A 23,946-nucleotide genomic window follows, 5' to 3' on the forward strand; every position below is an offset into this window, starting at 1 on the left:
AGCCAAAACAAATTTATTTCAACTAATGATACCGCTATCCCAAAAGACTTTTCTGTTATTGAGAATCAGCTTATTCTATCATTAGGATAGATCAAAAAGGGAGATGTAGACCATGCTAAAACTTTTGCAATATCTCGTATACCCTAAAGAATCCTCACAGACACAAACGCTAAACAATCGCCTATTAAACGGACTATTGTGGGCCGCGGTGTTAAGCCTTCCCTTCACACTAGTCAGTTTGGCGTTAGATTGGCCGGCTGGTAGTCTCAGCCACGGCACTAGTCTCTTAGCTCTGTTAACCATTTTAATCTATACGTTTGGCGGGGGTTCAATTGGAAAACTCATTCGTAGCCAAGATCCAAATGGCACGCTTAAAAATCAAAACACGACACGACGCTGGCTTATTCTCAGGTCGGCGTTTGCCGGGATTGATTTAGCCATCTTCTTTTTCTTATTCACTCTAATTTTCAATCCAATAACTGGCGACACCAGCGTTAGTCGCTTACCCTTCAACGCACTAATAGATTTAGGTACGGGCCTAGCGTTTGCGCTCTTGGCGTATGCTGTTTCCGCATCTATTGCGAGTGACAAACGCCGTCATAATTAAACCTTTACTACTAAATAAGGCATAGAAAACGTTCAATTGTCCGTTTTCTATGCCTTATTTATTGAACGATACAATCACAATTGATTCCAAACAATATCGTCAACACTCGTATACCCACTGTCATCATTAATGCGACTACGCACCTCAGCCATCGTTTCCATCGTTATTAACACTCATCGCGTTAATCTGCCTATAATTTTTCATTTTAATCACCCAACACCATATCTACCGTACGATTAAAAAAACTTAAAATTTAAACTTGTTTCACACTCTATTTTACAATTTTCTAAAAAATCAATCTGTCGGTTTGCAATTACGTGGCAGGCGCTTCTCATAGTGTGACCACGCCGACCAGATTTTGACGATGTGCTCACGTTTACTGACCGTATATACAACACGATGCTGATTATTTATACGACAAGAATAAATTTTTCTGTTGTGAGGAACCATTAATTCCCAACCGTTGAGTTCACGACTATACGGGTTTTCTTTCAAGATTTTAACAATAGCCATGTAGTTTGCAAACAGACCAGCTGCAATAAGCAATGGTTCATCATCATTTTTAACTTTCTTATGAGGAATAACAGTAAATGCCTTCACGGTTAGTAAGCGTTCTTGGGATCAAAATCACTTGGCCCTTCATGATCCATTCTGTCTTTGACAACATCTAAAACACCATTTTCTTTCAGGAAAGCCAACTCTCTGTCTTTCTCGTACTCTTCATACTGAGCCTTGCTAATGATTACCGCACCATTGTTATGAACATGGTTCTTTGACTGGAGCGTTATTTCAACAGGCTGATTGTGAGCAACGACATCATTGACGACCGTGTAAAGCTCTTTGCGTAATTTAGTTGGTGTGTATGTTTTCATTTTTCCACACTCCTCGAATTAATAATAGCACTTTAACGTACGCTATGACGTACGTCAATTTATTTGAATTTTAAATCGTCACTAACTACTCAGAATACCAGTACTTAACTGAGTATTGGTTCTGAAAAAAAGCGCCACATCGCACTCCTTGTGTATGTGACGACTTATTTATTTTACTTTTCTCGGGCCCAAACACCTCAATGAACTCGACTGCCTGGTATTGACTAAAAGTCTGATGACCGATCAACATTCAAGCGTATTTTATTTATCCATTTCTGTTCTAATCTCATCAACAGTGGGCTCAAATAACTCGTCAAGCGTACTATCTAACGCAATGGCAAGCTTTGCACAAAGCAACAAGCTTGGATTGTAATCCCCTTTTTCAATAGCAATGAGTGTTTGTCGCACAATTCCAACTTTGAACGCCAATCCCTTTTGCGTAAGTCCCTGGGCTGTTCGCAACGCTTTGACATTATTCATGAATCTTGACCCGGCCAACAACGTACATTAGTAAGCCAAACAATATTGATTCAATAAGTACCATTAAAATGACTTTACCAATCGGATCAGCAGGAGCAGTAAATGACAGGGAATTGAGGAAAATCATCCAGGCTGTCATAAAAACAAAAAAATACACAGCCTGTCCTAAAGTCCGTAATTGTAAATGATGAATAACTTGCTTTTTATTAAGATCATTGATCACCTCAGATGTAACACTTTCCGCATGCCAAAACCGAATAATATAAATAAGTGAATTTAACATCATTAGCACAGTTATTAGAATTGTCCCACGCGAGACTAATCCATTATCAAAATAAATATCCATGACCAAACTAACCGCCATAATTACCGCAGTTAGATAAAACGACAGTATATATAAACCAGCTAGTCGCTTATTAATATCGGTCATTTGTCGCTCATCTCTCGGTGTTAAGTACCCAACAAACATTCTTTTAATCATATTGACGCCCTCTCTCAATGTAAAATATATCTTACATAGCAATATACGCCTTGTAGACCGAAATGTAAAATATATATTACTTATCCGTTTTGAGTACACTAATTTTAGCAATAAATAAAACATAGCAAACGGACAACTGGTGAACGTTTGCTATGCCTTATTTAGAAAATACGACTCAGCATAAATTGTGACTATCTTTGTTCATCAACATTATACGATCGTCGAAATTATATTTGTTTTGAAAATGAATATAAATTAACTTTTTCGCATTTATAATAATTTGGAATTGTACGACTTTTAACTAAGAATCATGTTTAGCAGCTCACTGATAAAACATTGAAGTTAATCCAAACAAAGTTAATCCAATCAACAAAATCACAAAGTATCCAACATACATTTTTTCATGTCTATTTAACTTATTTTTTGCTTGATAGGCGTTCTGCATGCAGTATAAAAAAACGAGTAAAAAACTGTAACCTGCCAAGCCAAACAACGTATAAGCTGTAATCGTACTTTTGAGCACTTCATTCATTTTTGAGATAAAAGGTAGAATTCCAACTACAAATAAAGCGACAATTGTTGGAACGATGGATATTGTCTTTTTCATCTTAATATCACCTTTGTTCTATAGCCAACGTCAATTTGCACCAATAACTTTAACACTATGATTCGATAACCATATTTTATCTTACACATTTATATCTGTCATTTATCTAGACTTTAAAACTATCATTTCAGCATAACCGCAACGAAAGTTTTCAAAGTCAGACAAAAAAGTCGCTAACCACAATTTACACGTGATTAGCGACTTCATTTTATTTAACTTCAATCTCAAACATCCCAATCAACTGAGCGGCCTGATACTGGCTCACAACCAGTCCGCTAGCTAAGTTGGCGCTCATACTCAACGTGTCAAACTCCGCCTCATGCCAGTCGAAGCCCTTCAACCGTGTTTCGACAAAGTCCGCCCCAGTTAGTCGTGAGCCATCGAACTTAACGGTTTTCTTAGCTCGGACGGCCTGAAACGCACTTTCTAACAGATCGCAATTTAAAAATTTACTGTTTTCCACGCGCATTTCGCTGAAGTTTGCGTATGTTAGTTTGCAGGCATCAAATGTCGCATTCTTCATCACGGATTCGCTAAAGTCACTGCCAGCTAACTGCAAACTCTTCAGGTTGCAATCGAACCAACTCGTCTCACGCCAAGTCGCATTTAAAAACTGACTGTGCGTCCAGGTTACGCGGCTAAAATCGCCGTTATCAAAGTTTGTTTGATCAAACGTGCAGTGGTCAAAGCTCGCATCCATCAGTCGAATCGGCGCATTGGAAACTGTGAAATGACACTTCACATAATGGTGATCTGGTTCTACATCGTCCAACGACAATGTTTGGCCCTCGACTATATTTATGTCTGTCATTTCTGTCTCCTATCTACTTATCTGACTTCCGTAAACTCAGCTTTTCAACGTTCAGTACTTCATCAATCCAGTCGTCGTAAAAGCCTTCCTCATGACTAACCATAATCAGATTGCCCCGGAACTTGTTCAGGGCATCAGCCAAGGCATGCTTGGTTTCATCATCCAAATGGTTGGTCGGTTCATCCATGATTAGGAAGTTTGATGGCGTCAATTCCATGACAGCCAACTTGACCTTCGTTTGTTCACCACCAGAAAGCAGGTTCATCGGCTTCATGACGTTAGCTGCGTTAATCCCAGCCGCACCAAGTTTAGTCCGAATCGTTTTCGGCAGCATCGTCGGGAATTCATCCTGAATGATTTGCAAAGGTGTCTTGCTATCGTCGTCCCACACCAGATCCTGGCTAAAATAGTTCACCTTGGCAGATGGTGAGAACTCGGCTTCACCAGACAATGGTTTTAGCTGACCAAGAATGGACTTGATCAAAGTCGATTTACCGACCCCATTGAACCCGGCAAACGCAATCTTCTGACCAGTACCCAACGTAAACGTCACAGGTGCTAACAGTGGATGCTCATACCCAACAGAGATTTTACGAACCACCAATGCGTTTTGCGAACCTGTGTCCAAATATGGAAAGTCAAATCGTGCCTGCAATGCATCTGACGGTGGATCGATCCGATCCATATGTTTCAGCATCTTCTCACGCGATTTGGCCAAGTTAGAGTGTGAACCAGCCTTAAACTTAGAAATCAGCTTTTCGTTCTTTTCAATCACGACACGCTGTTTCTCGTAAGCCTTTTCTTGCGCCTCACGCTTCTCTTCCTTCTGCTTCATGGCTTTTTTGAAACTACCACGATACTTTGTGATCTGACCAAACGAAACGTCACAGATGGCGTTTGTCACAGCTTCCAAGAAGTCATAGTCATGTGAAATGACCATCGCGGCACCTTCAAAGCCATTCAGATAATCTTCCAACCACTGAATGTGCGACACATCCAAGTAGTTAGTCGGTTCATCCAACAGAATGACATCGGGATTTTCCAGCAACAACTTAGCCAAAATAATCTTTGACCGTTGCCCACCAGACATTTCTGAAACCACGTGGTCCTTGCCGATTTCGTTCAGCCCTAAACCACTGATGACCCGTTCAATTTCAGTTTCAACTTCGTAAAAATTACGTGCTGCCAGTTCGTCTTGAATTCGCCCAGCCTTTTCCAGCAACTTGTCATCCATGGATTCCGCATAATCTGCGTAGTACTTCTGCATTTGCTCATCCATGGCGTACAAATCAGCATAAGCCGTATGCAAAAATTGAATCAGCGTCATCCCTTCTGGAATGTCAGCGTACTGATCCAAGTAACCAATACGAATATTTTTTTGCCACTTAATGCTACCTTCGACAGGTAATACCGTACCCGTTAAAATCTTAATCAATGTTGATTTACCGGCACCATTCTGCCCGACAATCCCGAGATGTTCACCTTTCTCTAATTGAAAGCTGGCATCTTCATATAGGTTTTTATCGGCGAAGCTCATCGATAAACCAGATACTTCTAACAAACTCATTTCGTTACTCTCTTTTTCCCTTAGTCGTGCTGTGTCCGATAGAAAACCGGCATGTCCAAAATGTCCATCCCGGCCCTTTAAATTGCGCTTTTAATTTCATCTAGCAACCGTTTGACACAGTCTTCTTCATATATACAGTATTTAATAATATAACACACTCGTGAGGGCTTTTACCAACGTGGCGTATGCTACAATCGACATAGAATAATTATTGGGAGGCTTCCGCCATGAATGTGCGCACCATCAGTCAGTATCAAATTAACGTTAGCGATCCACAACGTGCTTGGCGTTTTTATCACGAGGTCTTCGACATGCCTGATGATGTCCTACCTGACGGCACTGAAACGGTCACGGTAGCTGGCAAACCACTGACTTTCATTACTGTACCCAAACATGAAGCCCACAAGGATGTTGCCCAGCCAGATTTCATTCTTCACGCCCATGACCGGATCAAGGATGTTGTCAGTCACTTACAAAATTACTGGGTACCCATTATCGCTGGACCGACACCGAATCGCGATCTTCAAGCCATTTATATTAACGATTTTGAAGGCAATTTAATCGAAATTTTGGAGCGCGCCAAGTAGAATTGAGTTAGTAAAGTTGCTGTTCATTGTTCGTCACTCGCGATAAGGAGGAACGTATTTATGAAACCAGTTAAACACGATTACCATCGTTTGTTCAAACCACGCCGCTTCGGTTGGGGATATGATTTCAATACCCGCAGTAAGGGTGGTCGTATGCTAGCTCGTGCAACCACAATTGCTTTTGTACTTTACATGGCCATTAGCATTCGCCACGGTAAGTGGGCTGAAGATCACCAAAAGTAAGTTTGACTGATAGCTGTTATGTTAATCGTCATCGTCAGACCGACAGCTTTGATTCGTGTTTGAATGTTATTACGATTCCTAAAGTAATCCTTTGTGGTAAAATATGTGTGTAGAAAAAAGGCTACCGGTGCTGGTACACCGATAGCCCCTCAGTTGCCGCTTTAAGAGCGGTGGCCCGTTTTCGAAGTTTAATTCAAATAGCACAAATTAAGCCCTGTCTGACTGGTCAAAGTTTCCGAGGGCTTTTTTTTGCGCCATCATTACATAAGTAACGCAATGATTTGGATAATCAAGCCTATCAGCAGTACCACAAACGTAGCAGCTGCTAACATCAGCGTCAATGTATCCTTTTGATGCATAACCATTTTCTTTCCGAGTAGAATTTCGTATGCTAGGTCAGCCATAGAGCATCACCTCAAATCTGAAAACAAACCGCCTCTCTTTTAAACCTCAACTAAGTTTAATTAGTACCGGACCGCTAATGGAGTTGCGACAGTTTTTGTCTATTAATATCTTTGCATTTGCACGTTTAAACGCATTTCGACTAATAAGCGGTTCAAATAAAACATTCTTTAAAATGGTCTACTCAAATGGCTCATTATCCGCTTAACACCTAATCGAATCGCTTTTCTTCTCTGTTTACAAAAAAGCATCAAGACTAAAATGTCTTGATGCTTTTACTATATAAGGAGAGTGAAGGATTTGAACCCCCGCGCCACGAGTGACCTAACATTCAAAAGAACATTTCTCTTCAACCAGACTTGAGTAACTCTCCACAACAGTTAATAACTTATCACAATATTATTATTGTTGCAAAACTTTTTAGCATATAATGGTAAAGTAAATGAACATATAAAGAACCACGGGGGATTACAATGCAGTTCAAACAGGTATCAGCAGATGAATTCATGAAATTTGAGGCAAAGCATCCACAGGGAACTTTTTATCAAACAAAGTATCAAGCGGAAGTTTTGTCTGAGCGAGGCGCGGAAACTGGTTTTGTGGGCGTTACAAACGATGATGGCACGCTCATCGCTGCGGCAATGTACAGTCAACGAAAATTACGCGTAGGCTACTTATTCGAAGTAACCGCTGGCCCATTAATGGATTATGATGACAAAGCGTTAGTTAGCTTCTTTGCCGATCAAATGACTGCGTACTGTAAGGCAAAAAAGGGACTTTTGCTGCGCTGGCTACCCAGAGAATTTGTTAAGCAATTCGCCGATGATGGTCATGTCGTTAAGCAGATGCATGAAAACACGGTGCCAGACTTAAAAGCAGCCGGCTTCTCTTACACGCCGGTTACACCAGTCGGAGACGATGGTCACTTTTCTAAAATCTCGCTGGGCTACCAATTCATTAAACCGCTTAGCGACCTTACGGAAGAAACGTTACGCAAGTCATACCGCAAGCCCGTTAAATCAGCTTTAAAGAAGGCTCCTGCATATGGTGTCAAACTTCGTCAGATTGGTTATGACGAACTTGGTCAATTTCAAAAGTACACGACGGCAACTGCCAAACGACGTGGATTTAAGGACAAGCCGCTAGATTTCTATCAAAAATGTTATAAGACATATGGTGACAACATTAAATTCATCTTTGCCGAACTAAATTTGCCTGACTTCATTCGGGAACAGCAAGACACCATTCGGAAGATCCATGAAAATATTGCCAAGGAAGACGCGGCCCTCGTTGAGTACCCTGACAGTAAGTCGCATAAAACTAAAAAAGCTCAGTTTGAAAAACAAATCGCACCACATGAAAAACACATCAAAATTGCCGAGGACTTACGTGCGCAATATGGTGACGTTGCGGTACCCGCAGGCGCAATGTTTATCATCCAACCTCAAGAAATTGCGTATGACTTTAGCTTTACCAATGAAGATTTCAAGATTTTCTTAGCACCCTATGTGATTCAAGATCACATGTTGACCCTGGGTGTGCAAAAACACATCACAAACTATAATTTCTACAACGTTACCGGTACCTTCGACGGTCACGATGGCGTTCTGCGTTTCAAACAAGGATTTGACGGGTCAACCTTTGAAACAGTCGGCGTTTTTGAGCGACCTGTTCGACCAGTGTTATATAAGTGCATCACTACCCTGCAACACGTTCTTGGTCGAGACTAATACCGCAAAATAAAAAGTCACCAATCACAATTAATTTCGCAAGTATCTTAGCGAAACACTGTGACTGGTGGCTTTTTTGCATTATTTTGTTTCATTTGCAGCGTCAGAGTTGTCGTCATCCGGCGCATCATCCGCCAACTCTTCCGCCTTTGGGGCCCGCACTTTAACAGGGTGTTCCAAATCATTATCCCACCACTGTGCGGCGCCATCTGGTGACACGACGAGTTGCAGGGTGCTACCTGCTGGGTATTCGTAGATGCCAAACACCGCTGGTTGCATCTGTAAAATCAGGTTGAAATCAATCGGTGTCATCTCCGTACTCAACGGATCTGTGTCATTCTCCGCAAAGAATCGCCAGCCGTTATCCGCATCTGCGACAGCGTCTTCACGAATCGCATACTTCAGCGGTCCCTTGCCCTGTAAAATCGTGTTGGATACCAAGCTGGCACCTGCGTTTTTCAATGGTTTCGCAACAATATCATGTTCATTATCTGCCACGTGACTTCCCCCTAAAAATGCGTTTCGACATTACTCTTTCCACCAGTATACGCATTCCACAAGCAAAGTTACAGTGACTTTCAAATGACAGTTTAGTGACCCTTAACGACAGCCACGTCATCACCAGCGTCGACATTCTTCACAGCATCTACCTGAACGTCGTCAACGTGATCCATATTGGTCACGACGACCATTGTCGTAGCGTGTTTGCCAGCATCCCGAATGGCTTGAATATCTGCGTCCAAGACAGGCTGTCCCGCTGTTAATTCATCACCGACCGTTGCCAACACTTCAAATGGTTTGCCATCCAGTTCAACGGTGTTGATGCCTACGTGAACCAGAATCTCCAGACCGCTAGCCGTCGTAACACCAAACGCATGCTTAGTTGGGAAGACCATCGTCAGTTTGCCAGCCACCGGACTAACAATTGTGTTTGCACTTGGCTCAACGGCGTACCCGTCACCCAGTACCTTGCCAGCAAACGTATCATCCGCCACATCGCTCAATTTGACCAACCGGCCCGTCGCAACTGCCGCAAACGTTGTCGTGGTCGTCTCTGCGTCATCCGTTGGTGTAAACACATCGACAGCGTTACCGGCGGTCTCATCCACACCGGCCGTCGCAACCGCTGGCACTTCACCGCGATAGATGGATTCCAGCGCGTCTTCAACAAACTGAACCTCAGTGCCGACGATAATCTGCACATTGTGTTTGTCCAACACATTAACCGCTGGCACCCCAGCAGCTTTAATCGCCGGCTGATCAATCTTGCCAGTGTCGTTTAACTTCCAGCGTAACCGCGTCGTACAATTACCCATCTGTTGAATATTATCTTTACCGCCAACAGCTGCCCAGATGCGGCGGCCTTGACGTAAGTACTTATCGTCTGTGGCACCAGCAACATCAGCTGTGTCATCATCAGCCAACGCAACGTCGTCTTCACGGCCTGGCGTCTTTAAATCAAAGCGTTTAATCGCAAAATCAAAACCAAAGTAGTAAATGCCGGCCATCACAATGCCTTGGACCAGCAACATCAATGGCAGATGCGCTAGCGGCATCCGTGTGCTCAACAAGAAATCCACGAATCCTGCGCTAAAGGAAAAGCCAGCGGTCCAGTGCATTGCCGCCGCAAACGCCAAGGATAGCCCGGTGAAAATAGCGTGCAGCACATACAGCGGCCAAGCGACAAACATAAACGAAAATTCTAATGGTTCACTGACACCAGTGAAGAAGGAAGCAAACGCCCCCGCCAACATCAACGAACCAGTCTTCTTTTTGTTCTGTGGTTTAGCATTCCGATAAATTGCGTAAGCACCGGCTGGCAGGCCGAACATCATGACAGGGAAGAACCCTGCCATGTACATTCCGGTTACCCCTTTAACACCAGTACCTGCGAGCCACTTACCCATGTCGTTGATACCAGCAACGTTAAACCAGAATACAGCGTTCAGCGCATGGTGTAGCCCCGTTGGAATCAGTAACCGATTGAAGAAACCATACAATCCGGCACCGACCCAGCCAAGCTTAGCAATCGATGTCCCAAACAACACGAGTGCGCCATAAACGGCTGGCCATACAAACAGCATCACCAGCGTCACAACCAGCATTGTTACGGCAGCCAGAATCGGAACACACCGTTTGCCTGAGAAGAAGGATAAGGCCATTTGCAACTTAGTTTCATGGAACCGATTATAAAGTGCAGCGGCGATTAGTCCTGCAATAATTCCAATCAACACATTATTGTGAATTGCTGTAAACGCTGGATTTACAGCGCCCACCTTCATGTGTAGTAATGTCGCCAATTGTGTTGGGTTTAACATATAATCTGGCACAATGTAGGCGACCAATCCAGCCACTGCGGCCGCGCCATCTTGTCGTTCCGACATGCCTAGCGCCAGACCAATCGCAAACAGCAACGCCAAATTATCCAAAATTGCGGTTCCACCGTTAACCAAGAACACACCGACAGTTGTTTTACCGCCGATCCAGTTCCCAATCCCAATCAATAGCGCCGCAGCGGGCAGCGTGGCGACCGGCAACATCAATGACCGACCAATTCGCTGAAAGTAATCCTTCATGTTCATCGCACTCCCATATCAATTCTGTATATCTGTTTTATACCAATGTGAATAGTTTACATTTACAGAATTGATATGCAAACGTTCAAGCGCCTGCATTGACCTATACCATTCTTCAAACTTCAACTGTACCAATTGTTTTCAACAACGAAAACTTTTTCAACTTTTTCTTTCAATCCAATTTTGCTTTCATTCCTTCAAGACAGCATACCAATTACGCTTTTCACGTTACTACAATCACTTTTTCAATTTTCATCGACAACTCTAATCAACCAGTGTCCGCCAGTCACGCGCGTAAATGAATCCCATCGCTTTTTCACCGGTGTGGACCCCAATCAATGGCCCAATAATACTACTTTCAAACGTCACTTCGGGGAACTCATCTTTAGCCGTTGTCAGCCACTGTGCCTTCAGTTCAGGATTATTCGCATCCACGATGCTGACACGCATTGGATAGCCTGCATCAGCCACGATTTGCTTAAAATTCGTCCGAATCGTCTGAAAGGCACGCTTCATTTGCCGTTCGCGGCCGGTCGCCACAATCTTACCTTCTGGTGTGAAGGCCAGCATCGGTTTGATCTGCAACATGGTTCCAATCAGCGACTGCCCGTTGGAAATTCGCCCAGTGCGCATCAAGTGGCGCATGTCGTTCACCACAAACATCACCTTTGTCGTTTCACGTAACTTTGCCAGCCGTGAAAAGATCTGAGAGACGCTAAGCCCTTTTTCAGCCAATGCAGCAGCCAGTAGCACCTGATTCCCGGCGCCGGAGCAGGCGATCCGTGAATCCCACACATGCACATCAATGTTTTTAACTGTTGGCGCATACGCCTCTACATTTGAGATAAAGCCCGAGATACCGCTGGATAGACCAACGATAATGGCCGTGTCATAACCGTCAGCCACCACTTGATCCAGCACACGCTGAACTTCACCATTCGAAGCCTGTGACGTCGTCGGTGTGACATGTTCCGTTTTCAACATCGCATAGAACTTGGCCGAATCCAGATCCACGTTTTCGTGATAAACATGGTTACCAAACAACACTGGGTCATTAATAACATAAATGTGATAACGGTCGAGATCGGTCTGACTGATATAAGCCGAACTATCCGTTAGAACTGCAATTTTCATTGTTTCTCCCAACTTTGCACGAAGTATTATCTTTAGTATACTGCAATTCAGTTTTTCAAGTCTTCCAAGTAGTTGTCAGGTGTTAATTCAATTTCACGCCAATCACTGCTACCAACACGCCGCAGATAAGCGAAAGCAAACCGTACCAAACGGCCAGTTTCAAACGCTGGTCGTGAGCTAACAAGACAATTTCATTAGCCATCGTCGAAAACGTGGTGAAGCCGCCAAGCACCCCAGCACCAACAAGAACCTTTATGCCAGTGCTTAAACCACCGCTCATCACCCAGCCCAACATGAAACTGCCACTGACATTGATGATAAATGTCGGCCACGGAAATCGTGAGGGCACGCGACCGCTGTGTTCCAGGCGCCAGTGTGAAATTAGTTGGGACAGTTGCATGACAAGATATCGCCCTGTCGCACCAATCGCCGCACCGCCACCAGCCAGTGCTACTAAAATCCAGCTAAACATTATCATCACCGTCCATTCGGTCGCCTAGCAATCGATCTGCCAGGCGCTGACCACTCCACGCGGCGAACACTCCGCCACCAATGGAAAGGAGGACATAAACAATCGGGATCATCATCTGACCAGCGTCGAGCAGTTTCACGATTTCCAACGAAAAACTCGAAAACGTCGTAAAGGCACCAATCATGCCAGTCCCGAGCCCTAAGATAATCTGGCTAGGCAACGCAAACCGGTTTGCCACCCAAAAGTTGATCATGGCGAGCAAGAATGCCCCGACAATGTTGATACAAATGGTGGTGCCGAACCAATTCGTTGAAAACGGCCACCACAGTTCTAGCATTTCGCGTAAGGCGCCACCAATAAACGCAAATCCGGCAACTGCTAGGATTCGTTTGTACATATCGCACTCATTCCTTTAATTCGAATATCATTTCAGATTACTGATATCTAAGTATTTTAGCAAGCCCATATACACAAGAAAAAGTATAAAAACTCAGTACAAGATTGTTGAAAAATGGCATACAATTGGCATACAATAATTTCACCACATGAAGGAAGGTGTATGCAATGAGCGTAGCAACCAAAGAAGTTAAGGTCCAAGCTAGAGTTGTTCCGTCCGTTCGTGACAAAGCTAATGCTGTATTACAGGCCAGAGGAATTACAATGTCACAATTCATTCGGACTATGGTTACCAGTGTTGCAGAGGGGCAGTTGCCAGAAGATTTCGGTATTCCAAATAAACAAGTGATGAGCTCCTTGTTAGAAATGGCCGATGATTTGAATGGAAGCAAACCACTTCCAGTTGCACATTCACGCCAAGAATTGGAGCGTGAATTAAACGATGAGTGATGTCATTCGAACTTCTCATTTCAAATCGCAATTTAAAAAAGTTAAAAAAGATCCTCGGTGGCGTCCTATATTTCAACAACCACTGAGGATCGTGCCAAGTGAGAATCGATCACCTTGGCAATACATATTGGATTGTTTTTCGACGATGCTCCAATATCCGCTTATTTTTACTCCCACTCCATAACCTTATCTACTGAACAACGTCAAATTATTAAACACCGTCTAAATTTACAGTTATCGCATGATATTGAAATCAAAGGCCTCGATCTACACTTTGATGGACACAATGGCGATCACTTACTGATTTACGCGCGTTCGCAGAATGTTACATTTCTAATTGATATTGGGACTCATAGCACACTATTTTAGTTTTGAATCTATTTTTAACTTCTGTATGTCAAATGAACGACCGTAAATAGCGATGCCAAGTATAGTCTTAGAGCCCTTAAAATTGCTCGCAAATTCGAGACTCTGTCTTTTGTCGAGCCATTAACTACCATAATCGGTGAAAATCATGGTTTTACAGAAGGCTGGAACTCTATTAATACGAAGAATTACCTTCTACAGTCTTGGGCAATTAGCCAATTTACAAATAACATAACTGTCGCCGATGTAATTAAGGAAGACGTTAAAAAATATCACATAGAAATTAATCTCACTGACTTAATTGATGGCCAGTGACTTGAATCGGAACACTAATTGACTCGTTTATCTTTCAGCATGTAATAAACATTTCGACTATCATTTACGTATGTTAAGGCAGTACCCATTTTTCGGGTATTGCCTTTTTTTCCATTTTTTAAAGGAACAGTCGCAAAAACGTTTAGTGGCGGGCGTTTTAAGACGAGATAAAGGAGTTGAATGCTAGTGTTTCACATGCTACGATACAAATGAAAAATTCAGTACACTTTGACTTGTCACCTGAATTTCGAACATTTTTAGACACATTGAATTCCAGAGATCGAATGGAAATTTTATCGAAAATCACGCAAATTGAAAGCATCGGTCTGCAGGTGTCGATTTCGAAGAAATGGGTTAAAAAAATTGGACAGAATTTATATGAAATTCGAATCAGGACTAAGTTTAATTCACAACGGGCACTCTATTTTTACCTCACCAAATCTCAATACATTATTGTAAGTGGTTTTACCAAGAAAACTCAAAAAACACCACGTCGAGAAATAAAACGGGCAAAAAGTATCCGCAACAGCTATACGAAAGGAAAAGATTAAAATGGAGCTCAAGTCAATTGATTCTCTTATTGATGAGGATTTGAAAGAACCTGCAAAAAAAAGACTATTTGAAGAGGCTCAAAAGCGTAACAATGCTGCCGTTGAAATCTATGACTTACGGAACCAAATGAGATTAAGCCGCCGCCAACTTGCTAAAAAATCTGGCGTTTCTAAAAAGGTCATTATTCAAATCGAACAAGGTCAAATGATTCCTAGTGACGAAAGTATGGAAATCATGGAACAAGTTCTGCGAAGCCTTGGTAAAAACAGCAATTCGCCCCTCGCCTATCAAAAATGAGAACTTTTCTCAAAAAACTTATTGACACAGTTTTACTGTTCCTCTACACTAATTTCATAAAGACAGCTTAAGAAAAGGAGTTAGTTGCGATGAGTCAAAACGTTAAGAACCAATTGAATACTTGGCAAAGCCGGTAATCAGATTGCTTAACCACCATCTTGCATGGATGCAATCTGAAGTCAGATCACTTCGATTGTATCTGTGCCGACTAACTTTGATGTGAATTCATCACCGAGAGCGCACGGATTTTATAAAACCTGTGCGGGCTCGGTGTTTTTATTTTTTAGGGCAGCTCGCAATTATTGCGAACTGCCCTTTTTGTATCCGAGCGTGAACAATTTCGGGGTTGAAGTCTAACATCTTTCACATCAAAGTCAGTCACTATCTAGCTAGCACCACATTCTGTTTGAAAAGGGAGTTATTTCTATGAAACGCATGTATGGTCTCATTGCCATTATTCTAGTTTTTCTCGGTGTCGCCTACTTCCAGGAAAGTAAAGAACAAGCGGCCCAACAAAAAGTACCCACAGTCGGGGTATTACAGTTACTTACCCACCCTGCGCTGGACGCCATCAATCACGGAATTGATGATAGCTTAAAGGCTCACGGGTACATCCCCGGCAAAACGATTCACATCGACTTTCAAAATGCCGAGGGTGATCAAAGTAACCTGCAATCCATGAGCGCCCGGTTTGTTCACGAACACGTCAACGCCGCGGTTGGGATCGCGACTCCTTCTGCACAGGCCTTGGCCAATGCCACTAAGAAGACGCCAATTGTCTTGGGTGCCGTTACCGATCCTAAGGGGGCTAAGTTGGTTGCCAACAATAAGCGCCCCGGTGGCAACATCACTGGTGTCTCGGATCAAGCTCCACTGAAACAACAACTCGGTTTGATCAAAAAACTGACACAAAACTTGAAAACACTTGGCATTATCTATACTTCCAGCGATGATTCAGCCACCGCGCAGTACAAGCAGTTTAAAGCACTGTGCAAAAAGGAGAACATCACGCTCAAGGTGTACTCCATCTCTAACACCAATGATTTAAACCAAGTCTCACAGACCATGGCCGGCCAGGTTGATGCCGTTTATGTTCCAACCGACAACACGATTGCCAGCGCCATGCAAACACTGGTTGCCAACACCAATGCGAAGAAGATTCCGGTCTTCCCAGCGGCTGACACGATGGTTAAACAAGGTGGCCTTGCTACTTACGCCATTAACCAATACAAGTTAGGCCGTTTGACTGGTGACATGACTGCATCAATTCTGAAACATAAGTCAAAGCCAGCGACGACGCCAATCAAGTACGTCCGTCACGGCGACTTAACCATCAACCTTAAAACAGCCAAGCAATTGGGCATCACCATTCCAAAGTCCTACATCAAAGAAGCACAACAGAAAGGGGAACTATTCAAATGAGTTTAATCACATCAGCTATCGGACAGGGCCTACTATGGGCCGTCCTGGGGCTTGGCCTCTTTCTTACCTTTAGAATTCTCGACTTCCCTGATATGACCGTTGAAGGCACCTTTCCACTAGGCGCCGCAACAGCCGTCGCCCTTATCTACCGTGGCATGAATCCCCTGTTGGCGACCCTTTGTACGTTTCTAGTTGGGATGGTCGCCGGTTTAATTACGGGATTACTTTACACAAAGGGCCGCATTCCGATTTTGTTAGCCGGGATTTTGGTCATGACGGCCGCCTATTCCGTTAACCTGCGGATTATGGGCCGCGCCAACCTCAGTTTGCTCGGTAAGTCCTCCCTATTTAAAAACGACTTTTTAGCTTCACTACCACAATATTTCGACAGTGTCTTCGTCGGTTTAGTGGTCATCATCGTTGTCACTCTGCTCCTTGTCTTCTTCCTGAACACTAACCTTGGTCAAGCGTTCATCGCGACCGGTGACAATCCGACCATGGCACGGTCCATCGGGATCAAAACAGACCGCATGACGATTATGGGATTGATGATTTCAAACGGCATGATTGCGATGGGCGGCGCCTTAGTTGCCCAAAACAATGGGTACGCAGACGTTAACATGGGCATCGGGATCATCGTTATCGCATTAGCTTCCATCATTATTGGTGAAGTAGCGTTCGGTGACCTTTCCCTCACACAACGTTTGGTCGCGGTCACACTAGGCAGTATCCTCTACCGCTTCGTGTTACTGATCGTCCTCCAGTTAAACTTCTCGGCCAACGACCTCAACTTGCTATCCGCCATTATCTTGGCCATTTGCCTGTTGTTGCCACGGTTCCGCAAGTTCTTCCACTTTGACCGCCTGATTGAAAGGAGTGTTCGCGATGAACGCAACAACTAATGAAACTGCTAATGAAACGATGAACGCTGATACAGCAACCAAAACACCACTATTGGAATTAAAAGACGTCTCCACAGTGGTTAACGCACACACTGCTAACGAAACGAAGATTTTAAACGGCCTGAACCTGACCGTTTACCCCGGCGATTTCATTACCGTCTTGGGCTCTAACGGGGCCGGTAAATCCACCCTATTCAACGTTATCGGCGGCAATTTGAACGCTGACGAAGGTGATGTCTTACTGCATGGCAAGTCAATCAAACGTGAGAGTGAAGAACAACGCACGCGTTTTCTAGCACGGGTGTTCCAGGACCCTAAACTAGGGACCGCACCGCGGATGACCGTCGCCGAAAACCTTCTGTTAGCTAGCAAACGTGGGCAACGCCGTGGACTCGTGCCACGAGGCTTGCGCAAGCATCTCGATGAATACAAAACCATGGCTTCAACCATGAATAACAATCTGGAAAATCGTTTGAACACAGCAACTGGCAGCCTTTCTGGTGGACAACGGCAGGCGCTTAGCTTCTTGATGGCCGTTGAGAGTAAACCGGAACTACTGTTGCTGGATGAACATACCGCAGCACTGGACCCCAAAACGTCCCAACAACTCATGACGGCGACTAACGATAGAATTGCCGCCGATCACCTCACCTGCCTGATGATCACCCACCGGTTGGAGGACGCCTTGAAATACGGTGACCGTCTGATCGTTCTGAACGCCGGTAAGATTACGTTTGACGTTCGTGGCGAGGAAAAGAAACAGCTTACGCGGGAACAGTTATTCAACTTTTTTGAGGATTTATAAAACATCACAAATAAAAGCTACGATGAAAGTGAAAAATTTCATCGTAGCTTTTTTGAACATTGAATGCCTAGTGCTTATCGTCTGGTGTAAATTCGTGTATCCTAGAAGCAAGTTATCACACGAATTTCGCTGATTAATCTGCGAGAATTAAACTAAGGAGCTGAACAAATGCAACCACTTGTCACCATCATCGTGCCCGTTTATAAAGCGGTCGATTACCTCGATCGCTGTGTTGCCAGTCTGTGCAGGCAAACATACGAAAACATGGAAATTTTGCTGGTCGATGATGCATCCCCCGATGAATCTGGCACTTACGCTGACTTTTGGGCTTCCGCCGATGGCCGCGTGCGTGCACTTCACCAGCCGGAAAATCAGGGTGTGTCAGCAGCCCGCAACCGTGGCTTAGACGAGGCCAATGGTGATTACGTCTGTTTCGTTGACAGTGATGATTGGTGTGAACCCGATTATATCAGTCACTTTGTTACTAATATGACTGAGCAAAAAGCGGAATTGGCATGTTGTGGGTACTTTGCCGACGGCGGTTTGATCAAAGCCACCGTCAACAAACCACTGTCTCGTCACCTCACCCAAGGCGAAATGTTGCAAGACATCATCAAACCGGGTGGCGACATTCGTGGCTTTCTGTGGAACAAGTGCTATTCCATGGCAATCATTCGCGAACGCCAATTGCGTTTTGACACTGAACTCTCCGTTATGGAGGATCAGTTATTCAACGTGACTTACATTCGTGATGCCAACGTCTTCTGGTACGATGCGTACCAAACGTACCATTACGTCACCCACGGTACCAGCGCTAGTCACAACCTGTCTGCCAAGACGTTCGCCTCCGAAATGGCCGCACTAGATAAAATTAGCGATGTGATTCAGGAATCAGATTTACGTTTGTCACTACAAAAGTTGTTGGCATCGAACCGAACTTCGTTGAACGACGCATTTAAGAATAAAGAATAACCTGTAAATAGAACATGCCACCTAACCGTTCTGACAACATGATGTCGGCTGGTTAGGTGGCATATTATTTTTTACGAACTCTATGTTAATAAATCATATCAAATCTAGTAATTGTAACGTTCATACAATTTTGTTGCACTGAATCGTTTCAAAAAATTTTATTGCTACAGGAACTTGTCAGTTCTTAGACTTGCCATGTTTGAACCGTCGTGACGCCCCAACAACTGCGCTCAATCCAATCATTCCCAACAGACTCTCGCCAATCAAAGTGGCAGTTGAGGCATCACGCTCACCAGTTCTCGGCAAGGTTGTCTTGAGCGCACGTTGTGGTTGTCGGTTCTTTTGAGGCTGTGTTGCGGCAACCGCATCAATCGTAACGTCATGGGACAATTGCACTTTTTGAGTTGGGACCAACCAATTAATGTTTTGCGTAACGATTGGACCAAATACTGGTGACACATTGCCCTGCGCATTTGGAACTAGTTTAGGTTCAGTAGTCAGTTGTTGAGGTGTTTCATTAACTGGCACTGATGGTTCCTGTTCGACAGTGGGTGTCGATACAACTGGTGTATTAGGCGTCACATTATTCTTCTTCGGGACCGTTGGCGTCGGCGTGTTTCCCGGAGTCTCATCTGGTTGTGGAACAGGATTCGGTTCGTCTGGAGGTGTGACGGGTGGGACAACCTGTGGTTTAGCGGGATTTTTCGCATAGACCACGTTGTAAATTAAATCCTGACTGTTGTTATCAACGCTCTGCGCACTTGTTTGATTCAAATCAGAATTTGGCGCAGTTGTACTAATAACGTGATAGCCGGCTACTGTGGGATTTGAAACTTCTTCAAAGCTAGCAGTTCCTGTTTGCCAACCGTCTCCTACTGGTTTTCCCGTGCCCGGATCAATTTTAGCATCGGCTGCAGATTTTGTTGTTGAATAATAAATTGCATCCGTCTTTGTCGCTGAATCGTAAACTGTTAGGAAATTGAGTGGCGTTGCTTTTTTCTGCGCTGCAACTACATTTCCTTGCAGGTCAACATAGTTAATGGTTTCATCGACTGTTTTACGGGCACTGATCGCATAGTTCGAAGAATAAACATAGGTCACCACTGCAAGCTTTCCATACGTAGGATTATTCAGGAAAATCGTCTTTTCCCAACCACGCCAATCTAATGCAGTATAAGACTGATAACTTTCGTCGCCTGCCTTAAAATGGAAGACTTGTGTCGTTGTTGGCGTTTTTGCATATTGATGATCATCCGTTATCGTCACATCAATATCCCCAGCATCCGTTAATTGAACGAACTTGGCGGTAACGCCATCATCATAGTCCATTGTTCCTGTCCAGCCTTTGCCAAACAACGTTAACTGACCTGTCTGATTTGTCGGCAATTTTGTTTGATCAAGCGTGTACCCGCTAATCGTGGCTGGCGTATCCGTATATGTTTGCCAAGCCAGTCCTTGGGATGTGACTGCCGGTTTAATGGCCGTTCCAGTTTCGTCAACAAAGTTTGTTGTCGCCGTAACTAATTTTGGCACCCACGTATAATGATCTGCCTCAGAGTAGGTACCGTCAGCCCGCCACCGAGCCATATACGTCGTGTAATTCATTTTGTTAAAGTAACTGACGCCGTAGTCTTGGTTTGCGTATTCGAATCCGTATTTTTTTGAAATGACGCGCTGACCCAAACTTAGCGTATAGGTTTCAACAGGCGTGTACGTTTTCGGCATTAATTCATGAATATAGACCGTTCCATCCCCATTACGATTGGTTGATGTCACAATCAAGCCACCATCATTAATCGCAATCTGATCAAACGTATAATGTGTCGGGTCAGGATCTAGCCAAGTGTAAGAACTAAAATAGGCAGGATCAGTGTATTTTGTTATTGTGTCTGCCGCAGTTGATGCTGGCGTCGCCGTAGCATCCACGCGCGTAATTTCTTGTGGTTGTGAAGTTTGGTGATACACATTGGCAGCCGATGATTTTGCCTGTGTTACAACATGATCATCAACGTCGCCAAGATTGGTAACGTTAACTTGTTTGTTAGGATTAGAGGTAGGCGCTACGTTAGCTACACTATCAGTGCTGTCAGCCGTCGACGCAACGCTTACAGCCGCTTTGTCAACTGACGCAGTAGCACTTCGATCATTATTATCATAATTAGACGAAACAAAGCTGGCCACAGATTCAGTCGTTGTATTATTGCTTGCCTGCGTCTTAGGTGCCGAAGAATTACTTGTCAGTAACGTATCAGTTGCGGCGCTACTTGTTAATGGAGCCACATTCGATGCAGCGGATGTGGCCTGACTTGTCGCACTCAATGTCACCTGAGAGTCGGCTAATGATGCTACATTTCCACTACTAACTTCCTGTGTGACCACGCTTGGCACTTCGTCCGCTTTTGCAATAGCAGTTCCCGTTCCAATAACTGCTAGTACTGTCGCCGCCAATGTAGTCCATTGTTTGCCATCTTTGTACATTTTGAAGTGTGTTTTAGTTTCCAAAATAATACCCCCTCATTTTTCAAAAATTGAGTCACTAGATCATGTGCAGTAATATTTTTTCTATCGTTTATTCAGACTCATCGTTGCTGTAATAATGGGTTGAATTAACAATCGTACTTGTAAACGTTGTAAAGTCGTTATGTAGCTGTTTGACACCAACCATCCCCATTGTTTTAATGACATCGCGGGCAACAAACTGAGTGTGATCGTTGACACGTTGCATTAAGTGCTCACCTTTACTCGTCAAATGAATGTAATGCCGACGTCGATCATCACAGTCCGCAACAACTTCAACTAGCCCTTTAGATAACATGCCGGTAACTTGGGTTGAAATTGCCCCTTTGGTGATGTGATTACGTTCAGCCAAATCAGACATTGTTTGTCGCTGACCATTCGAGATTTGAGCCAATAATGAAATACTGCCCCAGTCTTCACCGAATTCTTGAACTGACTCTTTTAGCATCTGTTCAATCGCCCGGAAATTTGTTTGATAATCGTCAGCCAATATCTTAGCAACTCGATCCACTTCTTCCGGCTTTGCCTTCATAGCCCCATCTCCCCAAAGAATATTCCGGAAAATAAATAGCTTTATAAAATCATTAAAATTAGTAATATTAGTGACTTTATGGGTCTTAAATGCCTGACATGACTGGTTTCCTATTAATTCGAAATAGTTTTAGTCTTTCCATTTTTAAATATGTAATTTTCAAAAGCATTGCTCGTCTTTAAATTTAGAAATTAAAAAACGTCATCACATGATGTGACAACGCTTATTAGACCTATACCTTTTGTATAAACACTGTTTTATGTCTTTATATTTCGCAAAGTGATACAATGTACACAATTTAGTAAATCATTATTTTATATGTCATGATTTTTACTAAGAGTCGTGACATTAGTGATAAAAAGCCCGTCAATATTAGGAATCGACACAAAAAGACCGCCAAGAAAAGTTATTTTTTCTTGGCGGTCTTTTAACATTGTTTAGTTATGTTTCAACAAAACATACATATTTCACTTTAACGAATTAACCAGATTCCCCACGCCACATCAACAATCGCAATGACAACAGCAATAGCTAACATAGTTGGCAGGCCCAGGATTAATGACAATAGCAATAAAATCACATCAATTGTCATGATCACGACGAAAGCGGCAGTGGTCAGTCCTTTACGTTGACGCTTGGGTTGGCCCGTCATTTGGGCTGACAAACGCAGATCCTCAGGCATTTTTTCTTCCGATGTGGATGTTTCTGGCGTGTAATCGAAGTGTTCCAACGGATCTTTATCCATAACGGTCACCCTCTTATTTTTGATGCTGTCAGTTTAACCCGAAAACAAAAAAATAAGATGAATCGCGTCCCATTTCACGCATTTTACGCTCTTGTTAACGTGTTGGTAAGTTAAGATAACACGTTTAAATCTCCGTACAAAACTACGCTTCTTCGCCCCACCACAGTTTGACCAACGCTTGCGTGCCGTCGTTACCCAGATGTTGGTCATCAACCAACTGTTCGTAAAGCTGTTTGGCCGCATCAGTTGCTGGCAGGTTCAAGTGCATTTTATCGGCTTCATCCAGCGCAATTCTCAAATCTTTTAAAAAGTGTTTCGCAAAGAAACCAGGCGTGTAGTCATGCTTGAAAATCCGCGGGACATACGTGTCCATCGACCAATTATCCGCACCACCCGCACTCAAGGTTGCCAACACGTCCGGTAAGTTTAGCCCTGCCGCCTTGGCGTAAACTAGCATTTCGGTCAATCCTGTCATTGTGCCCGCAATCATAATCTGGTTGGCCATTTTAGCATGTTGACCAGCGCCCGCCTCGCCAAACCGGTGGACAGACTTACCAACCTGGTTAAACAACGGTAGTACTTTATCAAACGTGGCTTGATCACCACCCACCATAATTGTCAGAGTGGCATTCTGCGCGCCAATATCACCACCAGAAACAGGCGCATCCAGTGCTGTTACATGGTGCGCTGGCGCTGACTCCGCGATACGTTTGGCAAGGGTCGATGTACTCGTCGTCATATCCACAACAATACTGCCAGGTTTAACACCTGCAAAAATCACGTCATCGTCAAAATAAATGGTCTCAACATCTTGTGGGTACCCCACCATGCTAAAAATCACGTCACTTTGTTCGGCAACTGCTTTCGGATTGGACGCCCATGTTGCACCCTTTGCGACCAATTTGTCAGTCTTAGACTTTGTTCGGTTGTAAACCGTTAGCGTATTGCCAGCATCCAGCAGGTGCTCTGCAATCGCGCCGCCCATAACACCTGTCCCAATAAACCCAATTTTCATATTCGTCCTCCTCACATCGTTCGTTTACAGACACAGTATACGTCCTCAAGTCGGGGGTAGGTCAATCAACAGCGTGCGGCTTTTTTCAAAA

The 23,946-nt window shown here is 43.8% G+C and carries 28 protein-coding genes and 1 tRNA gene; 11 read left to right on the plus strand and 18 right to left on the minus strand.

Annotated features, from left to right (window positions below; genetic code table 11):
- Nucleotides 1-112: 112 nt before the first annotated feature.
- Nucleotides 113-607 (plus strand): hypothetical protein, encoded by a 495-nt coding sequence (locus LROSL1_RS11025; RefSeq protein ID WP_017260431.1) that lies wholly within the window; start codon nt 113-115, stop codon nt 605-607.
- A gap of 294 nt (nt 608-901) precedes the next feature.
- On the opposite strand, the gene LROSL1_RS11030 is transcribed toward LROSL1_RS11025, so the two are convergent.
- From LROSL1_RS11030 to LROSL1_RS11060, 7 genes are all read right to left on the minus strand, one after another.
- Complete coding sequence (locus tag LROSL1_RS11030) at nt 902-1,207, minus strand: type II toxin-antitoxin system RelE/ParE family toxin (RefSeq protein ID WP_178914592.1); 306 nt, start codon at nt 1,205-1,207, stop codon at nt 902-904.
- A gap of 2 nt (nt 1,208-1,209) precedes the next feature.
- On the minus strand, nt 1,210-1,479 hold the full coding sequence (locus LROSL1_RS11035; RefSeq protein WP_178914593.1) for a type II toxin-antitoxin system Phd/YefM family antitoxin: 270 nt from the start codon (nt 1,477-1,479) through the stop codon (nt 1,210-1,212).
- 261 nt (nt 1,480-1,740) lie between these two features.
- Nucleotides 1,741-1,959, minus strand: a complete 219-nt coding sequence (locus LROSL1_RS11040) for a helix-turn-helix transcriptional regulator (RefSeq protein ID WP_178914594.1) — start codon at nt 1,957-1,959, stop codon at nt 1,741-1,743.
- Nucleotides 1,952-2,440, minus strand: coding sequence for a DUF3278 domain-containing protein (locus LROSL1_RS11045; protein WP_178914595.1), 489 nt, complete (start codon nt 2,438-2,440; stop codon nt 1,952-1,954). The genes LROSL1_RS11040 and LROSL1_RS11045 overlap by 8 nt, the downstream gene beginning before the upstream one ends.
- Nucleotides 2,441-2,762: 322 nt before the next feature.
- Nucleotides 2,763-3,047, minus strand: coding sequence for a LasU family protein (locus tag LROSL1_RS11050; protein WP_017260430.1), 285 nt, complete (start codon nt 3,045-3,047; stop codon nt 2,763-2,765).
- Between the two features lie 208 nt (nt 3,048-3,255).
- Nucleotides 3,256-3,858, minus strand: coding sequence for a pentapeptide repeat-containing protein (locus tag LROSL1_RS11055; protein WP_178914596.1), 603 nt, complete (start codon nt 3,856-3,858; stop codon nt 3,256-3,258).
- 13 nt (nt 3,859-3,871) lie between these two features.
- Nucleotides 3,872-5,425: an ABC-F family ATP-binding cassette domain-containing protein gene (locus LROSL1_RS11060; protein WP_017260428.1), complete on the minus strand. Its 1,554-nt coding sequence runs from the start codon at nt 5,423-5,425 to the stop codon at nt 3,872-3,874.
- A 227-nt stretch (nt 5,426-5,652) separates the two neighbouring features.
- Between LROSL1_RS11060 and LROSL1_RS11065 the strand changes: the two genes are divergently transcribed.
- Together LROSL1_RS11065 and LROSL1_RS11070 are read left to right on the plus strand one after the other, a co-directional pair.
- Nucleotides 5,653-6,012: a VOC family protein gene (locus LROSL1_RS11065; RefSeq protein WP_178914597.1), complete on the plus strand. Its 360-nt coding sequence runs from the start codon at nt 5,653-5,655 to the stop codon at nt 6,010-6,012.
- Between the two features lie 60 nt (nt 6,013-6,072).
- A complete protein-coding gene (locus LROSL1_RS11070) occupies nt 6,073-6,255 on the plus strand; it encodes a hypothetical protein (RefSeq protein WP_161001849.1) in 183 nt (60 codons plus the stop codon).
- Between the two features lie 260 nt (nt 6,256-6,515).
- Here the strand turns inward: LROSL1_RS11070 and LROSL1_RS11075 are convergent, their stop codons facing one another.
- Nucleotides 6,516-6,659, minus strand: a complete 144-nt coding sequence (locus LROSL1_RS11075) for a putative holin-like toxin (protein WP_017260425.1) — start codon at nt 6,657-6,659, stop codon at nt 6,516-6,518.
- A gap of 283 nt (nt 6,660-6,942) precedes the next feature.
- A tRNA-Lys gene (locus tag LROSL1_RS11080) sits at nt 6,943-7,030 on the minus strand.
- Between the two features lie 100 nt (nt 7,031-7,130).
- On the opposite strand from LROSL1_RS11080, the gene LROSL1_RS11085 reads away from it, so the two are divergent.
- On the plus strand, nt 7,131-8,387 hold the full coding sequence (locus tag LROSL1_RS11085; protein WP_178914598.1) for a peptidoglycan bridge formation glycyltransferase FemA/FemB family protein: 1,257 nt from the start codon (nt 7,131-7,133) through the stop codon (nt 8,385-8,387).
- Between the two features lie 81 nt (nt 8,388-8,468).
- Here LROSL1_RS11085 and LROSL1_RS11090 read toward each other — a convergent pair whose 3' ends face one another.
- The 5 genes from LROSL1_RS11090 to LROSL1_RS11110 all read right to left on the minus strand — a co-directional run bounded on the left by LROSL1_RS11090 (nt 8,469) and on the right by LROSL1_RS11110 (nt 12,966).
- Nucleotides 8,469-8,885, minus strand: a complete 417-nt coding sequence (locus LROSL1_RS11090; RefSeq protein ID WP_017260423.1) for an immunity protein Imm33 domain-containing protein — start codon at nt 8,883-8,885, stop codon at nt 8,469-8,471.
- 92 nt (nt 8,886-8,977) lie between these two features.
- Nucleotides 8,978-10,963, minus strand: a complete 1,986-nt coding sequence (nagE, locus tag LROSL1_RS11095; RefSeq protein WP_178914599.1) for an N-acetylglucosamine-specific PTS transporter subunit IIBC — start codon at nt 10,961-10,963, stop codon at nt 8,978-8,980.
- 264 nt (nt 10,964-11,227) lie between these two features.
- Nucleotides 11,228-12,097: a DegV family protein gene (locus LROSL1_RS11100; RefSeq protein ID WP_178914600.1), complete on the minus strand. Its 870-nt coding sequence runs from the start codon at nt 12,095-12,097 to the stop codon at nt 11,228-11,230.
- Nucleotides 12,098-12,179: 82 nt separating this feature from the next.
- The gene (locus tag LROSL1_RS11105; RefSeq protein WP_051254427.1) at nt 12,180-12,569 is read right to left on the minus strand and encodes a fluoride efflux transporter FluC; all 390 of its coding nucleotides are present in this window, start codon (nt 12,567-12,569) and stop codon (nt 12,180-12,182) included.
- Nucleotides 12,562-12,966: a fluoride efflux transporter FluC gene (locus LROSL1_RS11110; RefSeq protein ID WP_178914601.1), complete on the minus strand. Its 405-nt coding sequence runs from the start codon at nt 12,964-12,966 to the stop codon at nt 12,562-12,564. The genes LROSL1_RS11105 and LROSL1_RS11110 overlap by 8 nt, the downstream gene beginning before the upstream one ends.
- A 167-nt stretch (nt 12,967-13,133) precedes the next feature.
- On the opposite strand from LROSL1_RS11110, the gene LROSL1_RS11115 reads away from it, so the two are divergent.
- The 7 genes from LROSL1_RS11115 (at nt 13,134) to LROSL1_RS11145 (ending at nt 19,046) form a co-directional block, all read left to right on the plus strand.
- Entirely contained in the window at nt 13,134-13,415 is a 282-nt protein-coding gene (locus LROSL1_RS11115) for a type II toxin-antitoxin system RelB/DinJ family antitoxin (protein ID WP_178914602.1), read from the plus strand.
- Nucleotides 13,416-14,305: 890 nt separating this feature from the next.
- Nucleotides 14,306-14,647 (plus strand): type II toxin-antitoxin system RelE/ParE family toxin, encoded by a 342-nt coding sequence (locus LROSL1_RS11120; RefSeq protein ID WP_178914961.1) that lies wholly within the window; start codon nt 14,306-14,308, stop codon nt 14,645-14,647.
- A gap of 1 nt (nt 14,648) precedes the next feature.
- Nucleotides 14,649-14,945 (plus strand): helix-turn-helix domain-containing protein, encoded by a 297-nt coding sequence (locus LROSL1_RS11125; protein WP_017261387.1) that lies wholly within the window; start codon nt 14,649-14,651, stop codon nt 14,943-14,945.
- A 426-nt stretch (nt 14,946-15,371) separates the two neighbouring features.
- A complete protein-coding gene (trpX, locus tag LROSL1_RS11130; RefSeq protein WP_178914603.1) occupies nt 15,372-16,367 on the plus strand; it encodes a tryptophan ABC transporter substrate-binding protein in 996 nt (331 codons plus the stop codon).
- Nucleotides 16,364-17,269 (plus strand): ABC transporter permease, encoded by a 906-nt coding sequence (locus LROSL1_RS11135; RefSeq protein WP_178914604.1) that lies wholly within the window; start codon nt 16,364-16,366, stop codon nt 17,267-17,269. The genes trpX and LROSL1_RS11135 overlap by 4 nt, the downstream gene beginning before the upstream one ends.
- A 19-nt stretch (nt 17,270-17,288) precedes the next feature.
- Nucleotides 17,289-18,074: an ABC transporter ATP-binding protein gene (locus tag LROSL1_RS11140; protein WP_178914962.1), complete on the plus strand. Its 786-nt coding sequence runs from the start codon at nt 17,289-17,291 to the stop codon at nt 18,072-18,074.
- A 168-nt stretch (nt 18,075-18,242) separates the two neighbouring features.
- Nucleotides 18,243-19,046: a glycosyltransferase family 2 protein gene (locus tag LROSL1_RS11145; protein ID WP_178914605.1), complete on the plus strand. Its 804-nt coding sequence runs from the start codon at nt 18,243-18,245 to the stop codon at nt 19,044-19,046.
- 177 nt (nt 19,047-19,223) lie between these two features.
- Here the strand turns inward: LROSL1_RS11145 and LROSL1_RS11150 are convergent, their stop codons facing one another.
- The 4 genes from LROSL1_RS11150 to LROSL1_RS11165 form a co-directional block, all read right to left on the minus strand.
- Entirely contained in the window at nt 19,224-21,548 is a 2,325-nt protein-coding gene (locus LROSL1_RS11150) for a MucBP domain-containing protein (RefSeq protein ID WP_178914606.1), read from the minus strand.
- 67 nt (nt 21,549-21,615) lie between these two features.
- On the minus strand, nt 21,616-22,095 hold the full coding sequence (locus LROSL1_RS11155; protein ID WP_178914607.1) for a MarR family winged helix-turn-helix transcriptional regulator: 480 nt from the start codon (nt 22,093-22,095) through the stop codon (nt 21,616-21,618).
- A 472-nt stretch (nt 22,096-22,567) separates the two neighbouring features.
- Nucleotides 22,568-22,840 carry a hypothetical protein gene (locus LROSL1_RS11160; protein WP_017261441.1) on the minus strand — a complete coding sequence of 91 codons (273 nt, stop codon included), beginning with the start codon at nt 22,838-22,840 and terminating at the stop codon, nt 22,568-22,570.
- Between the two features lie 142 nt (nt 22,841-22,982).
- Complete coding sequence (locus tag LROSL1_RS11165; protein ID WP_178914608.1) at nt 22,983-23,855, minus strand: NAD(P)-dependent oxidoreductase; 873 nt, start codon at nt 23,853-23,855, stop codon at nt 22,983-22,985.
- Between the last annotated feature and the right edge of the window lie 91 nt (nt 23,856-23,946).

The sequence above is a fragment of the Furfurilactobacillus rossiae genome, assembly GCF_013394005.1.
GTDB lineage: Bacteria > Bacillota > Bacilli > Lactobacillales > Lactobacillaceae > Furfurilactobacillus > Furfurilactobacillus rossiae.